This window comes from Jiella avicenniae, assembly GCF_021390325.1.
GTDB lineage: Bacteria > Pseudomonadota > Alphaproteobacteria > Rhizobiales > Rhizobiaceae > Jiella > Jiella avicenniae.
This window is the reverse complement of sequence record NZ_JAJUWU010000016.1, coordinates 24,261-37,980: the sequence shown is the minus strand read 5'-3', so window position 1 is coordinate 37,980 and position 13,720 is coordinate 24,261. Positions and strand designations below refer to the sequence as shown.

Below are 13,720 nucleotides of genomic sequence, written 5' to 3'. Positions count from 1 at the left end.
TTCATGGGCCCGTTCGGCGCGGCGATGAAGGCGAAGCTCTGCGCCAACATGCTGGTCGCGGCCAATCTCGCGGCAACCGCCGAAATGCTCTCCTTCGCCGCCAAGATGGGGCTCGACCAGCTCACCCTGATCGAGGCGCTGAAGGCCAGCGCCGGCACCTCGCTGCAGTTCCAGGCCCGGGCCGAACGCATGGCCAGGGGCGACTGGGATCGGGTCCTCGGCTCCACCGCGATGCTCGCCAAGGACGTCCACCTGATCGAGCAGATGGGGGCGGAGATCGACTGCCCCATGCCGGTGCTTTCGAGCGCCGCCCGCCTCTACGATCGGGCGATGGAGACCGGCTACGACAAGACCGACGTCGCCTCCGTCTACGCGGCCTTCGCCGAGGCCGCCGGCCTGCCCGTCCCCAACAAGACACAAGGATAACAAGCATGAGCGCATACAAGCTCGGAACGGGCCTCCTCGACGGCAAGCCGACCCCGCTGGTTCTGATCGCGGGTAAGGCCCACCGGCTGTCGGAGGTCCTTGGCGCCGACGCTCCGTCGAACCTGGAAGCGGTCTTCGCAAACTGGGCCGACCTCGATGGACGGCTCTCGGAGCGTGCGGGCGCGTTGTCGGGCGGTGGCCTGGATCCCGCGACGATCGACTACCTGACGCCCCTGTCGAACCCGCGTAAGGTCATCTGCATCGGCACGAACTACAAGGACCATCTCGCCGAGATGAAGGTCGCCACGCCGCCGGAATTTCCCTATGCCTTCATGCGGCCGCAGACCTGCCTCGCCGCCCATGGCGAGGACGTGCCCCTGCCATCGGGCGCGAAGATGAACGACTGGGAGGCCGAACTCGGCATCGTCATCGGCCGCCGTCTCGGACCGGGCGACGGCGGCGATCCGCTCGACGCGGTCGCCGGATACACCGTGATCAACGACGTTTCGGCAAGAGACTGGATCGCCTCGCGCCCCTTCGTCGGCATCGACTGGGTCATGCAGAAGGCGTGGAACAAGTTCCAGCCGACCGGCCCCTGGATCACCCCGGCCCGCTTCGTCGCCGACCCGGAAGACCTCGACATCGAGCTGACCGTCAACGGAACCGTCAAGCAGAAGTCGAACACCGGCCAGATGATCTTCGGCGTCGCGGCGATCCTCGAGCATCTCTCCGGCATGATGACGCTGGAACCCGGCGACATCATCGCGACAGGGACGCCGGCAGGCGTCGGCTTCGGGCGCCAGCCGCAGGAGTTCCTCAAAGCCGGCGACCGCGTCCGCGTCACCATCGAGGGCCTCGGCACCCTCGAAAATCAGTTTGTCTGAAACGGGAAAACGACATGATCAAAGTCAACCGTATCGTCTATGGCGCCTTCCAGACGCCGGATCTGGAAGGTCAGATCGACCACTACAGCAAGGTCATGGGCCTGACGCTCGTCGAGCGCGGCGATGATGCCGCCTATCTCTCGACCAGCGGCGATCATCATACGGTCGTGCTTCGCAAGGGATCGGCCGCGAAATGCGATGCGATCGGCTTTCAGCTCGCGCCCGGCATCGACCTCGACGCCTATGCCAAGCAGATCGAGGCTAACGGCCTGAAGACGACCCGCCAGAGCGATCCGCAGCCCAACGTCAAGGACGCCGTCGTCTTCGAGGATTCCAAGGGCACCAAGATGGAGGTCTTCGTCGAGGCCGAGCCATCGGGCGTCGGCTTCCAGGGCGCCGGCATCTCGCCGAACAAGCTCGGCCACATCGCCTTCAACTGCACGGACGTCCAGAGCGACGTGAAGTTCTATTGCGACGTGCTCGGCTTCAAGGTCTCGGACTGGATGGGCGATTTCTTCGCCTTCCTGCGCTGCGGGCCCGATCACCACACGATCAATCTCGTCGCCGGGCAAAAGGTGAAGATGCACCACATCGCCTTCGAGCTGCGCGACTGGGCCCATATCCGCGACGCCTGCGACTGGCTCGCCAAGGATCGCATTCCTCTCGTCTGGGGGCCGGTCCGCCACGGCATCGGCCACAACCTCTCGACCTATCACCGCAATGCCGACGGCCAGATCATCGAGCTTTATTGCGAGCTCGACAGGGTCAACGAGGAACTCGACCTCTACGAGCCGCGCCGGGTGCATCAGGAGTTTCCCCAGCGCGGCAAGGTCTGGGACGACATCCAGCTCGCCGCGAACATGTGGGGTTCGCCGCCGCCGGAGGGCTTCCTCGACTGATCGAGGGGGTCGGGAGGACCCCTCGCCATATCGACTGCAGGCCAGGGGAGGACGGAGGACCGCCTCCCCGCAAAGCCGGCGTTCGGCGCGCCGCCGAACGCCGTGACGCGGCGTGCGGGCCTCGTTCCAGAGGGTCGGCGCCGTCATCACCGAAAAGCTGAAGGAGGAGACAATGAAAGTTCTGAAAACCCTGGCATTGGCCACGGCCATGTCCGTGAGCGCCATGTCCGTTTCCGCACACGCCCAAGAAGGAGAGCAAGCGTTGAAGGTCATCGTCTTCCCGGGCGGCTTCAACTGGCCGATCTTCGTGGCGCAGGACAAGGGCTTCTTCGACGAGAAGGGCGTGTCGGTCGAGGTGACGCCGACGCCCGATTCCAAGTTCCAGATGAAGGGCCTGATCGACGGCGAGTTCGACATCGCCATGACCGCGATGGACAATGTCGTCGCCTATTCCGAGGGCCAGGGCGCCGTCGAAACGGAGAACGAAGCCGACATCTTCGCTTTCATGGGCGTCGACAACGGCTTCCTGCGTCTCGTTTCGGTGCCCGACGTGAAGACCTACGACGACATCAAGGGCAAGCAGGTGGGCGTCGACGCGCTGACGACGGGCTATGCCTTCGTCCTGCGCAAGATGCTGGAGCTGAACGGACTTTCCGAGGACGATTTCGAATTCGTCGAGGCCGGCGGCGTGATGAGCCGGTTCGGCTCGCTGATGGAGAAGAAGTTCGCGGCGACGCTCCTCGTCTCGCCGCTCGAGGCCGCGGCCGAACGCCAGGGCTTCAACCTTCTCGGCAACGGGTCGGAGACGCTCGGCGCCTATCAGGGCGTCGTCGGCGCCGCCCGTCGCGATTGGGCCTCCGAGAACGAGGACGACCTCGTCGGCTATATCGGCGGCTACCGCGCGGCGCTCGACTGGCTCTACGACCCGGCCAACAAGGACGAGGCGATCGCGATCCTCGAAAAGCACGTGCCGCAGATGGCGGGTCCCGTCGCCCAGGTCTCCTACAAGATCCTGCTCGACGACCAGTCCGGCTTCTTCAAGGACGGCGCGGTCAGCCCGGAAGGCGTCCAGAAGGTGCTGGAACTGAGAAGCGAATACGGCCAGCCGCAAAAGGATCTGACGGATCCTGCCAAATACACCGACACCTCCTATTACGAAAAGACGTCGAAGTAAGAAGCGCGATGGCGGAGGAGGATCGTCTCCTCCGCCGCCATGCCGATCCTCGGTACCATCAGACTGCCCGCCGTGGCCGCCTGACCAACCTCGGACCTCTCCGAAGGTCGGCGCTCATACACCATCCCCGGGAACATGATCCGGGTGATGGGATGAGACTCGTCCAGCGCTTGCAGCAGGACATGCTCGGTCGGACGATAGAAGAGCGTCTTCAGGATGGGCATCGACAGCCCCGGCACGCGCTCGCTGACCTGTCGGCAAGGAACGATGCCCTCGCACGACAACAGGCTCGCGATCCGATCCTCCAGTGGCCCGATCGATGGCAACGACCTTTGATCGGCCCAAGCGGAATGACGACGTCGACCGGAGGCCGGTCGGCAAGAGCGTGGTCCTTAATTTGACCAGCAAGAGTTTTGATAACTTCGTTATTTATTTCGGTTTTTAATTATTTTCTACTCGTCTTTGCCATATGCCCATTGATGTAGAGATACGATTTAGAAAATTTTACAGCCTGAACTGAAATTCATTTATGATTTAGCAATGCACTATGGCAAGAAACCAAAAAGTTTCGTATTTGCACTTACTGCGATGCAGTCGACCGAGCACGCTCGCGCAAAGTCAATCGATGTACTGCGTTTTCGGCCGTTCTAAAAGTGGTTCGATATTCCTGATGGCGGAGGTCGGGCCTCCGCACGTCGCCGCCGAAATTCTTCTGTAATGGAACGACGGTGCGACAGTGGCATCCGTTGCGTCCGTCCGACAATTGGGTGAAGTCGCTCATGGAAGCCTCCAGCCCCCATACGCTCTCAATTTTGGATCGCGGAGTTCCGGTACGATTTCCGCGGAAGCCGTCGGTGATATTTCGTGTGTTAAGAGAATTCGGATCGAACGCCGCATGGTGCTGACGATAATCCACAGCGCCTCTTCTTGCTCTTCCGGCACGGCAAGATCCAGAGCGAACGTCGGTGGGAGCGTTAGAAGTTCGCGTGTCACCCGTTCCATTTCCGTTGAAGGCCGGGCGGCGACGCGAACTGTGAAGACGCGATTGGAGTGCGATGCCTGCAGGCCTAGCCAGGCCGTCTCCTTTGGCGGGACCGTGCCGATGAAATCACGGCCGTCTCGGCCGTTTTCGCAGGGACGAAGCGGCAAAAGGCCGAGATTGCGGCGCCGGCCGGGCCCCGTTTCCCGGCGCTGAACCGAGAGGATCAAATCTTGAGAAAAAGCGAGCCGACCCTGATCGAGCCTCGGGCTGCGATCGGTCGTCATGGTCCCGCACCGCACCGTGCCAAGGCGGCGTCGACCACCGACCGCGGCAGGCCCATGTCGCGGGAGAGCCGCGCCCGCATCTCGGCGTCCGATTGCGGCCAAGCCGCTGGGGCGGGGCCTCCCACATCCGCCACCGGCGCAGGAGCGAACGCGATCTCCGCGCCGCCGTCTGCGGCTGGCCGTGGCAGCGTTGCCCCGACCTCTCTTGACTGACGTTCGGCGCGGTTCAGGATCTCCGCGACCGCCTCCACGTGCGTGCCGCGACGGATCTGCCGCGCCGACCGGCGAAACCAGACGAAATGCGGACGACTGAGCGGTTGTTCGGCGACCATCTCGGCGATATCGAGGGGAATCAGTCGCGGCTGCCGGTTGCTCGCCTCCATCAGCCGCGACCAGCTCGGCCAAAGCATCGGCGGCATGGTGATCGGCAGGAAGCCGGCATCCTGGGCGGCCGCAAAGCGAATGGCGCGGATGTCGGGATGGTCCTCACCGAAAACCGTCTCGGCCTCGTCCAGCGTCAGATCGAAGAGGTGTGGATCGAATCGGACGGGGCGCGACGCACCCTGGGGCATCTCGCCGCCGGGTTCACCGCCTTGGCGCGCGTCGTCGATCTCCTTTTGCTTCAGCAAGAGCATGTGATGCAGGGCGTAGAGCATCATCATCGGGTTGAGCTTGCGCCCCCAGGCGCTTTGAAGAAGCTGGGGCGATAGTGTCGAGCGCTCGTCCGCCAGCGCCAGGCGGGCGGCATCGGTGAGGCGGACGACGTCCGGACGCTCGGGATAGAGCGTGTTCCACATGAAGACGGAAGCGTCGACCAGCCGCGGTTCGAAGGAATTGTCGGGATTGGGCGCAAAGAGCAGATAGAGCCGGGTTTGAAAGTTGGTCAACCCGCTGATCGTCATCGACGCGGCGGACTTCCCACCGATCCGGAAATCCAGCCGATGCAGTCCGGGGTCGATCGAGATCGTCCGGGTCGCCCAGCGGTCACGGTCGATGTCGCCCTCGCTCGCCCCGGATGCGAGATCGAACCGCTCGCTGCCGTGATGAAGGAGCGTGAGACCCGAATGGGGCGCCCGGAAGCGGCGATGCTCGGCCGTGTCGCTCCACCAGCGCGTCATGACCATCAGCGAGGCACGCTCCCCCGGTCCCCCGTTGATCCGGGCGATGGCATCGAACGACGCCGCCTCATGGGTCTCATGGATCCGCGATGTCCCGGCCAGCGGCGCGGCGGAGGCGAACTGAATGCCGGGCAGTTGGATCGTCCGCTCGCTGTCGAGCTCGATCCGTTGCTCGTGTTCGGCGCGGCCGAGCTTGGCTCGCAGGAGATATCGGCCCTTCGGGACCTTGATCTCGATCGCGCCCAGCCCTCGCGCGGCAAGCGCATGGGCTTCGTTGACGAGCAGGATTTCCGTCGCCTCGTCATCCGCTTTGACGCTCAGTTTGACCTTGGCGACCGGAGTGACGGGCGCGGGAGCGGGCGCGGGCGGCGCCAGGCCGGGAATCAGGACGAAGTCGTCCACCGCGCCGAAGTCGGGCTCGGTCGAAATGTCGGGATCATCGATCTGATCCTGCGACATGTACCGGCGCATATCGTTGAAGAGATGGTTTCTGAGGCTTGCCGTGGTGATCGCCCCGGTCGCGGGATCGACGGCCTTGCCGGACAGCCCTTGCAACAGAGAGTGGGTAAAGACTCCCCGGACACGACCGTCGATCAGATTCTCGACGGCCTTCTGGGTGAAATTGGCCGCATAGGCAGACATCTCGACGGTTTTCGCCACCATCGGAGCAAATCTCGGCAGAAAGCTGGGTGGCTGCGGCGTGAACAGGCGATCGCGACTGGAGCAGGCGTCGAACCAGAGAACATATTGCGCGAAGCTGGCACCGTTGACGAACCAGTTGAAGTATTCCGAGACATAGAGATGGGCGCGGTTCAAGTCATCGGCATTGGCTGTGAACAGCGCGCCGCGCTTGCGCTCCGGCGAAAAGCCATGCCCTCCGGCGTAGATGTACAGCCGTCGACCCGGGTGGCCACTCTGCTTTATCGCATCGGCGACGGTCAGGAACGCTTGAACGATATCGTTTTCGATCGGTTGCGGGCCGTGACCATCGAAGGGATCGGCGTAGTTGGCGGATCGAACCAGCTGGATGTTGGCGGCGGGGACACCCCCGCCATTCGGATCGGCCAACCAGGCGGCGACGGCCTTGGCGTCTTCGTCTGGCCCCTTCAGGTCGTTGGCCTTGGCCGGGCTTCGCCCGCCCAAGGTCGGATAGCGACCGACGCCGATCACCACGGCATGATCGTCTGTGTTCATGGGAGCGGCCGGTCTTTGCCGTTCATGGATAGGCCTGGCGGATGACCTCCCGATCGATATCGGAGAGATCGTCGTTGAAGCCCGTCGAAAAATCACCCACCGTCCAGGCGTCCGGGATCGGGTACATCATGATCGAGTGGGGATCGAGATCGCTCCCGCTGATCACGCTCGGGTCGTAGTGCTTCAGGACGTTTTCACGGATCTGCGCAAGTGACCAGTTGTTCGGCGGGCCGGAGAGATCGGCGATCACCGCAGGCTCGTTCCAGACGATGCCGCCCTCCGGGTTCTGGTGCTCGTGGATGAGGCCGAGGGCATGGCCGAATTCGTGCAGGACGACGCGCCGCACGTCCGCGTCGGTCGACTGATCGGTCAGCCAGCCATAGTTCATGGTCGGTTCGTTCTGATCGGTGATCTGGCGGCAATCGGTGCCGAGATAGGACCAGGAGCCATTGCCCTGGACGAAGGCGATGCGGATTTCGGCATCGCCCTGATCGATCCAGTCGAAGGTGAGATTGGCCATGCCATTGCTCACCCACTCCTCCGCCACGGCCTTCACGCGGTCCCGTAGCGCCTGCGAGCCCTCCAGAAAACGCACCCGGATGACATCCTGCGGGTTCCACTTCGTGGGGTCGAGGACGGCGGCCTTCTCCCCCATCGCGACGTTCGTCTTGGTCATGCAGATGCAAAAGTGTTGTTCGTTCGTTGCCATGGCGACTTCCTCCACTTCAAGGGCCGCGATCATCCCGGCAGGGCGCGGCCTTGCATTTCCCCCCGGTGCAAGCTGCTCGCCCCAGGCGAGGCAGACCTCCTCCCATCCCGACCGAGCGAAGCGACGCACGAGGATCGAGGCGACGATCGCCGCCGCCACCGCCGGCAGGCCGAAGCCGCTGCCGGCCAGGAGCCCCGCAAGGCTGGCCGCCACCGCCCCCTGGCCAAGGTCGAAGGCACTGCGGAGCGCGGCGCGATCTTCCTGATCGACGCGTTCGTTTCCGCAAAGCAGGCGCTGGACCTCGCGATGCATGCGCGCCAGGACACGGCGGCCGAGCAGATAGAGGGCGTCCGATGCCCCGTCGATCGAACTGGCGGGCATGTTGAGCAGCACGCCTGGCGGGGTGCTTGCCCGATCGCCGTCACCGCTCGCCAGCGTCATCTGACGACCGAGTTCCCGGCAAAGCACCGTCTCGTCAAAGGTCGAGGCCAGGGCGAGAACCGCATCGCCGGCAGGCGACTGCTCGCGCGCCGCCGCACCTGCCCCGACCGTGGCCGGCAGTCCGCTCGCGATCACACCGCGCGACGACCGCCTCGGGCCCACAACCGCCATGGCCGATCGAAACCGCGCGGCGACGGCGGCAAAGCCCTCATCCTTCGGATGCAACTCGTCGTACCAAAGATCCCCGGCGACCGCGTCGCGGCAATCGACCAGCGTCACCCGGCGGCCGAAGACGGGATCGGCCAGCAAGGCTTCGAGCCCGGCATGAAACCGGTCGACGATGAGGCGGACGATGTCGCGTTGCAGACCGCGATCGATGATGCCACGGCTGGCCAGCGGGTCGCCGAGCCAGCGGCCGCTATTGGGCACGGCATGGGCATAGCTGTGGATGAAGACAGGCGTATCGGGGGCCGCCGCCGCGAGACCCGACAACACCCTTTGATAGTCGTCGAGCACCTCTTCCAGGCGGCGGTCGAAGGCTGCCTGCAAGTAGCTTTCGACCGGTCGCCCCGGCGCGAAGGGTTCGACGACATGGCGGATGCGCCCACCGCCCAACAGATCGTTGCCGCCGCCCGAAAGCATCACCGCATCAGGCTTTTCGGTCAAAACCGCACTGACGAGCTCATCCTGCTTGAGGTAGTCGGCGAGCGTATCGCCCGCCCCGTCGAGGCTGAAGATGGCGAAATCGGTGTCGAGCTGGTCAACGACGTCGTCGAGCAGAAATGGATACTGGAACCAGGAATCTCCCTCCGACACGATCCGGGGCCCCGTCCAGCCGGGCAGGCGGTCACGATAACGCCGCTGCCGCCGCCAGCGATCTGCGGCATTGAGGGCATTGAGCAGCAGGGCCGATTGTGGCCGCACGCCCTGGGACGGGCCGACACCGGCAATTCGCGACGGATTGACCCGGACGCGCGGCGCGAATGCGCTACTGGCGCTGGAATCGGGCATCAGGTAGGGACGAATTTCATGGTCCGGAACCTGCGGATCCAGGAGCATCCGCTCCAATTCGTCTATAGGAATGGTTTTCAAGAAAGGCATGAGCAATGCTCCCCAATGCGAATGGGACGCTACATTTGCAATACAATCACTGGTAACATAATTTATTCGATATGGCCACAGTAGCGTCGCAGCAATCTTACCCAACGACATGGTTCATCGCGCCGAGATTCGCCGAACCGGCACGTTCCCGATCGCTGACATGTCGCAATCTTTCGATTTCCTCCCGGAACTGACCCGGGGCTTCGAAACTGGGTTACGAGAACTCTGCGTTCTGGTCTTTGACCTCGTCTGATGATGTCGCGGGGCATGGTGTAGCTGGTGTCGGTCGCCATGCTCTCTGGCAGAGCCGGAATGATCAGCGTGCCACGGCAGGCAGGCTGACGAGAGGATCATCGCTCAAGGGCGCGATGGTTTCCAGCGTCATGTAGCGGGCGCGCTGCACCGCCCACTCATCGTTCTGTTCCAGCAGCAGGGCAGCGACGAGACGGGTGATGGCGTCGTCGGTGGGGAAGATGCCAACCACGTCGGTGCGCAGTTGATCTCGCCGTTCAGGCGCCCGATCGGGTTGGTGCTCCGCAGTTTGGCGCGATGCTCCTTGGGGAAGGTCATGTAGGCGAGAACGTCGGGTTCGGCTTCCCGCATGCTGTCGAACCCCTCGATAGGGCGGCATGATGGCAAACGAGATCGAGGTTACGATTGGCGGGGCGACATATCTCGGTAAATATACTGTAAGCGGACGCGGCAAGTCTGCTGTTGTCACCGTGGAGGGCAACGGCCTTACCAAGACTAAATCGCCTCAGCTTGGCGAACTGCCTGACGACCAGGTCGCGCAGCTGATGCTCGCGGAAAGCCTCCAGGGCTATGCCGACTGTCCGATCGAAAATGGGGGCCAGTTCACAAGCGCTTGGCACGCCAAGTGGACCACAACAAGGACCGACTGCTAGCATCCGCGGTAATGAAAGTTTCAATCTATTGATAATTATAGGTTTTCAAGCCCGTTTGATAAAGCTTAATGCCCGACTGCTTGCGACTGAGTCGTCAATTTTCGCGACTCTAACCGCGTCATCAAAGTGCAACCTATTGTACTGTTCATTTTTTGTTCTCGACACACTTCATGGGCCGAAGAGATATCACCAACGCTGACAGTTTCCGCCGATCGATGGTGGTCAAAATCACCTGCCGGGGCTGCAATCGGTTCGCCTGCTTCCTCGCCGCTGACATCATCGAACGACAGAAGGCGCTCGGCGTCTCTCAGCTCCCATATCCGCTGCATAGGCTGCAACGCGGAAAAGGCGTCGCTACAGACCCTAACTCTGTCCGGCGAGCGATCCGGCTTCATCATCATCGAGCGCCTGCCGCCGCTCTGAGATATCCACAGTCCGATGAACCCCAAAACTGCTACACGTGTAGCAGCGGGCTATTTCGTAAGTGACTGATTTTGCAGTGGAAAAGAAGAGTGGCTGGGGAACCTGGATTCGAACCAGGACTAACGGAGTCAGAGTCCGTGGGTCTACCGTTAACCTATTCCCCAACGGGCGCCCGGGGGCACCGAAGCCTGCGCAGGATGCTATGGCAGAGCAAACCGGCGCGAAACTTGCCGCGTGGCTCTGACCGCCAGCGACGCGCCGTCATATAACGGGGTGTCGGTCGGATGTGAACCCTCGGCGAGGTTTTTTTCGTGGGGGCGTGGTGCGGGCGGAAGGTTCCGTCCGGGCTTCGTCGCGTGCGAGGATGCGCGGGCGTTCATCCGCGGTCACGAAGGTGGCGGGCAGGCGAAGGCCTCGCGGCGCCGAGCCTCGGCCGACACGGCTGGCGCTGGCGGCGCACCGCCCCTAGAGCGGGATGAAATGAGCTTCGCTCATCCTCCCGCTCCATCTTCCTGTTTGCGCATGATCTTTTCCGAAAGCCGGTTCCCACCTTTCGGGATCATGCTCTAACTTATCCTCCGTGACCGCTCATCCCCCGCCCTTCGGGCTCTTTGCGCCCGACGCCGCCCCGATCGCCCTGCCGGAGCCGTTCGTCCGGTGGTTCGCGCAGCATGGCTGGGCGCCGCGGCCGCATCAGCTGGAGCTGCTGGCGAAGGCCGAGGCCGGCGCTTCGGTGCTGCTCATCGCGCCGACCGGGGCGGGCAAGACGCTCGCCGGTTTCCTGCCGGCGCTGGTCGATCTGTCGCGGCGGAGGCGCAGGAAGCCCGGCGAGCGGCCGCGCGGGGTGCATACGCTCTACGTCTCCCCCCTGAAGGCGCTGGCGACCGACATCGCCCGCAATCTGGAGCGGCCGGTCGCGGAGATCGGGCTTTCGGTGACGCTCGAAACGCGCACCGGCGACACGTCGCAGGTGCGCCGCCAGCGCCAGAAGCTGAAGCCGCCGGACATCCTGCTGACGACGCCGGAGCAGCTCGCCCTCTTGATCGCCGCCAAGGACGCGGCCGATTTCTTCTCCGATCTCAGATACGTGGTCTTCGACGAGCTGCATTCGCTGGTGACGTCGAAGCGCGGGCATCTCCTGGCCCTCGGCCTCGCCCGGCTGCGGAAGCTCAGGCCGGACCTGCAGACCATTGGCCTGTCGGCGACGGTGTCCGAGCCCGCCGAACTCTGCCGCTGGCTGGTGGCGCAGAGGCCGGGCGCGTCGCCGGAGGCCGATCTGATCACCGTCGAGGGCGGGGCGAAGCCGGACATTGCGATCCTTCAATCGGAGGAACGCGTCCCCTGGCAGGGCCACACGGCGCGCTATGCGCTGCCGGAGATCTACGCGGCGATCAAGGCGCACCGGACGACGCTGCTCTTCGTCAACACCCGCAGCCAGGCCGAGCTCCTGTTCCAGGAGCTGTGGCGGATCAACGACGACACGCTGCCGATCGCGCTGCATCACGGCTCGCTCGACGTCGGCCAGCGCCGCAAGGTCGAGGCGGCGATGGCGAAGAACGAGCTGAGGGCCGTCGTCGCCACGTCCACCCTCGATCTCGGCATCGACTGGGGCGACGTCGATCTCGTCGTCCATGTCGGCGCGCCGAAGGGCGCCTCGCGCCTCGCCCAGCGGATCGGCCGGGCGAACCACCGGATGGACGAGCCCTCCAAGGCGATCCTCGTGCCGGCCAACCGCTTCGAGGTGATGGAGTGCCGCGCCGCGCTCGACGCCAACTATCTCGGCGCGCAGGACACGCCCCCCTTGCGCGACGGCGCCCTCGACGTTCTCGCCCAGCACGTGCTCGGCATGGCGGTGGCGGCGCCGTTCCGCTCAGGTGACCTTTATGATGAGATCACGTCCGCCGCGCCCTATGCGGGCCTTCCTCGCGAGACCTTCGACCGGATCGTCGAATTCGTCGCCACCGGCGGCTACGCGCTGAAGGTCTATGAGCGCTACGCCAAGATCAGGCTGACCGAAGACGGCACCTGGCGGCTCACCCATCCGCGCTTCGCTCAAGCATACCGGATGAATGCCGGCACCATCATCGAGGCTCCGATGCTGGAGATCCGGATGATCCGGCGGCGCACGGCCTCGGCCATCGTCCGCGGCGGCCGGGCGCTCGGCAAGATCGAGGAGGCGTTTCTGGAGACGCTGTCGCCGGGCGACACCTTCCTCTTCGCCGGCGAGGTGCTGAGGTTTGAAGGCATCCACGAGACCTCCTGCCTCGTCACCAAGGCGGCGAGCGAAGAGCCGAAGGTGCCCTATTACGGCGGCTCGAAGTTTCCGCTCACCACCTATCTCGCCAAGGAAGTGCGGGCGATGCTGGCCGACCCCGCCCGCTGGTCCGTTCTGCCGGATCAGGTGCGGGACTGGCTGTCGATCCAGAAGCTGAAGTCGGTCATCCCCGGCCCGGACGACCTCCTGGTCGAGACCTTTCCGAACGGCAAGCTCTCCCACATGGTGCTCTACCCCTTCGAAGGCCGCCTCGCCCACCAGACGCTCGGCATGCTGCTCACCCGGCGGCTGGAACGCGCCCGGGCGATGCCCCTCGGCTTCGTCGCGACGGACTACGCGATCTCGATCTGGGGCCGGCGCGACTTGGGCGAGATGATCGCCAAGGGCTCGCTCTCCCTCGACGCCTTGTTCGACGAGGACATGCTCGGCGACGATCTGGAAAGCTGGATGGCCGATTCCTGGCTGCTGAAACGCACCTTCCGGCAATGCGCGGTGATTTCCGGGCTGATCGAAAAGCGCCATCCGGGCCAGGAGAAGACCGGCCGGCAGGTCACCGTCTCGACCGATCTCGTCTACGATGTCTTGCGCGCCCACGAGCCGGACCACATCCTGATGCAGGCGACCTGGGCGGACGCGGCGACCGGCCTCCTCGACGTTTCCCGCGTGTCAGACCTGCTGGCCCGCATCAAGCACCACATCGTCCACAGGGACCTCGACCAGATCTCGCCGCTGGCCGTCCCGGTGATGCTGGAGATCGGCCGCGAGAGCGTCGTCGGCGAGGCGCGCGACGCGGATCTGAGGGAGGCCTCGCGGGAGGCGATGATCGCGCTGGCGATGGGGGAGCCCGGCAATTGAGCGGCCGAACGCTCACTCGCCCTTATCGCTCAATGCCCTAGCTCCCCTCC

10 protein-coding genes, 1 tRNA gene and 1 pseudogene are annotated in these 13,720 nt (G+C 64.1%); 6 read left to right on the top strand and 6 right to left on the bottom strand.

Annotation, left to right across the window (positions count from 1 at the left end):
• The first annotated feature begins 3 nt into the window (after positions 1-3).
• The 4 genes from LZD57_RS15520 to LZD57_RS15505 all read left to right on the top strand — a co-directional run bounded on the left by LZD57_RS15520 (position 4) and on the right by LZD57_RS15505 (position 3,383).
• Complete coding sequence (locus tag LZD57_RS15520) at positions 4-426, top strand: NAD-binding protein (RefSeq protein ID WP_338034709.1); 423 nt, start codon at positions 4-6, stop codon at positions 424-426.
• A 5-nt stretch (positions 427-431) separates the two neighbouring features.
• Positions 432-1,310 carry a fumarylacetoacetate hydrolase family protein gene (locus LZD57_RS15515; RefSeq protein WP_233720391.1) on the top strand — a complete coding sequence of 293 codons (879 nt, stop codon included), beginning with the start codon at positions 432-434 and terminating at the stop codon, positions 1,308-1,310.
• Between the two features lie 14 nt (positions 1,311-1,324).
• Positions 1,325-2,209 (top strand): VOC family protein, encoded by an 885-nt coding sequence (locus LZD57_RS15510; protein WP_233720390.1) that lies wholly within the window; start codon positions 1,325-1,327, stop codon positions 2,207-2,209.
• Positions 2,210-2,471: 262 nt separating this feature from the next.
• Positions 2,472-3,383, top strand: coding sequence for an ABC transporter substrate-binding protein (locus tag LZD57_RS15505; RefSeq protein ID WP_233720389.1), 912 nt, complete (start codon positions 2,472-2,474; stop codon positions 3,381-3,383).
• On the opposite strand, the gene LZD57_RS15500 is transcribed toward LZD57_RS15505, so the two are convergent.
• The 5 genes and pseudogenes from LZD57_RS15500 to LZD57_RS15480 form a co-directional block, all read right to left on the bottom strand.
• On the bottom strand, positions 3,362-3,709 hold the full coding sequence (locus LZD57_RS15500) for a hypothetical protein (protein ID WP_233720388.1): 348 nt from the start codon (positions 3,707-3,709) through the stop codon (positions 3,362-3,364). The two genes, LZD57_RS15505 and LZD57_RS15500, sit on opposite strands and share 22 nt — an antisense overlap.
• A 451-nt stretch (positions 3,710-4,160) precedes the next feature.
• Positions 4,161-4,649, bottom strand: a complete 489-nt coding sequence (locus LZD57_RS15495) for a hypothetical protein (protein WP_233720387.1) — start codon at positions 4,647-4,649, stop codon at positions 4,161-4,163.
• Positions 4,646-6,961 carry a hypothetical protein gene (locus tag LZD57_RS15490; protein WP_233720386.1) on the bottom strand — a complete coding sequence of 772 codons (2,316 nt, stop codon included), beginning with the start codon at positions 6,959-6,961 and terminating at the stop codon, positions 4,646-4,648. Before LZD57_RS15490 ends, LZD57_RS15495 begins: the two co-directional genes overlap by 4 nt.
• 22 nt (positions 6,962-6,983) lie before the next feature.
• Positions 6,984-9,212 (bottom strand): GDSL-type esterase/lipase family protein, encoded by a 2,229-nt coding sequence (locus tag LZD57_RS15485; RefSeq protein ID WP_233720385.1) that lies wholly within the window; start codon positions 9,210-9,212, stop codon positions 6,984-6,986.
• 316 nt (positions 9,213-9,528) lie between these two features.
• Positions 9,529-9,815: pseudogene (locus tag LZD57_RS15480) on the bottom strand (transposase); the annotation flags it as partial.
• A gap of 29 nt (positions 9,816-9,844) precedes the next feature.
• Here LZD57_RS15480 and LZD57_RS15475 point away from each other — a divergent pair.
• Complete coding sequence (locus LZD57_RS15475; protein ID WP_233720384.1) at positions 9,845-10,117, top strand: hypothetical protein; 273 nt, start codon at positions 9,845-9,847, stop codon at positions 10,115-10,117.
• A 513-nt stretch (positions 10,118-10,630) separates the two neighbouring features.
• Here LZD57_RS15475 and LZD57_RS15470 read toward each other — a convergent pair.
• Positions 10,631-10,704, bottom strand: a tRNA-Gln gene (locus LZD57_RS15470).
• Between the two features lie 416 nt (positions 10,705-11,120).
• On the opposite strand from LZD57_RS15470, the gene LZD57_RS15465 reads away from it, so the two are divergent.
• Positions 11,121-13,670 carry a ligase-associated DNA damage response DEXH box helicase gene (locus LZD57_RS15465; RefSeq protein ID WP_233720383.1) on the top strand — a complete coding sequence of 850 codons (2,550 nt, stop codon included), beginning with the start codon at positions 11,121-11,123 and terminating at the stop codon, positions 13,668-13,670.
• Positions 13,671-13,720 lie beyond the last annotated feature (50 nt).

What these genes read in the sequence shown, in the direction of transcription:
- LZD57_RS15490 (WP_233720386.1), bottom strand. Translation starts at nt 6,961, where the DNA reads ATGAACACAGACGATCATGCCGTGGTGATCGGCGTCGGTCGCTATCCG.
- LZD57_RS15475 (WP_233720384.1), top strand. Translation starts at nt 9,845, where the DNA reads ATGGCAAACGAGATCGAGGTTACGATTGGCGGGGCGACATATCTCGGT.
- LZD57_RS15520 (WP_338034709.1), top strand. Translation starts at nt 4, where the DNA reads ATGGGCCCGTTCGGCGCGGCGATGAAGGCGAAGCTCTGCGCCAACATG.
- LZD57_RS15495 (WP_233720387.1), bottom strand. Translation starts at nt 4,649, where the DNA reads ATGACGACCGATCGCAGCCCGAGGCTCGATCAGGGTCGGCTCGCTTTT.
- LZD57_RS15510 (WP_233720390.1), top strand. Translation starts at nt 1,325, where the DNA reads ATGATCAAAGTCAACCGTATCGTCTATGGCGCCTTCCAGACGCCGGAT.
- LZD57_RS15485 (WP_233720385.1), bottom strand. Translation starts at nt 9,212, where the DNA reads ATGCCTTTCTTGAAAACCATTCCTATAGACGAATTGGAGCGGATGCTC.
- LZD57_RS15515 (WP_233720391.1), top strand. Translation starts at nt 432, where the DNA reads ATGAGCGCATACAAGCTCGGAACGGGCCTCCTCGACGGCAAGCCGACC.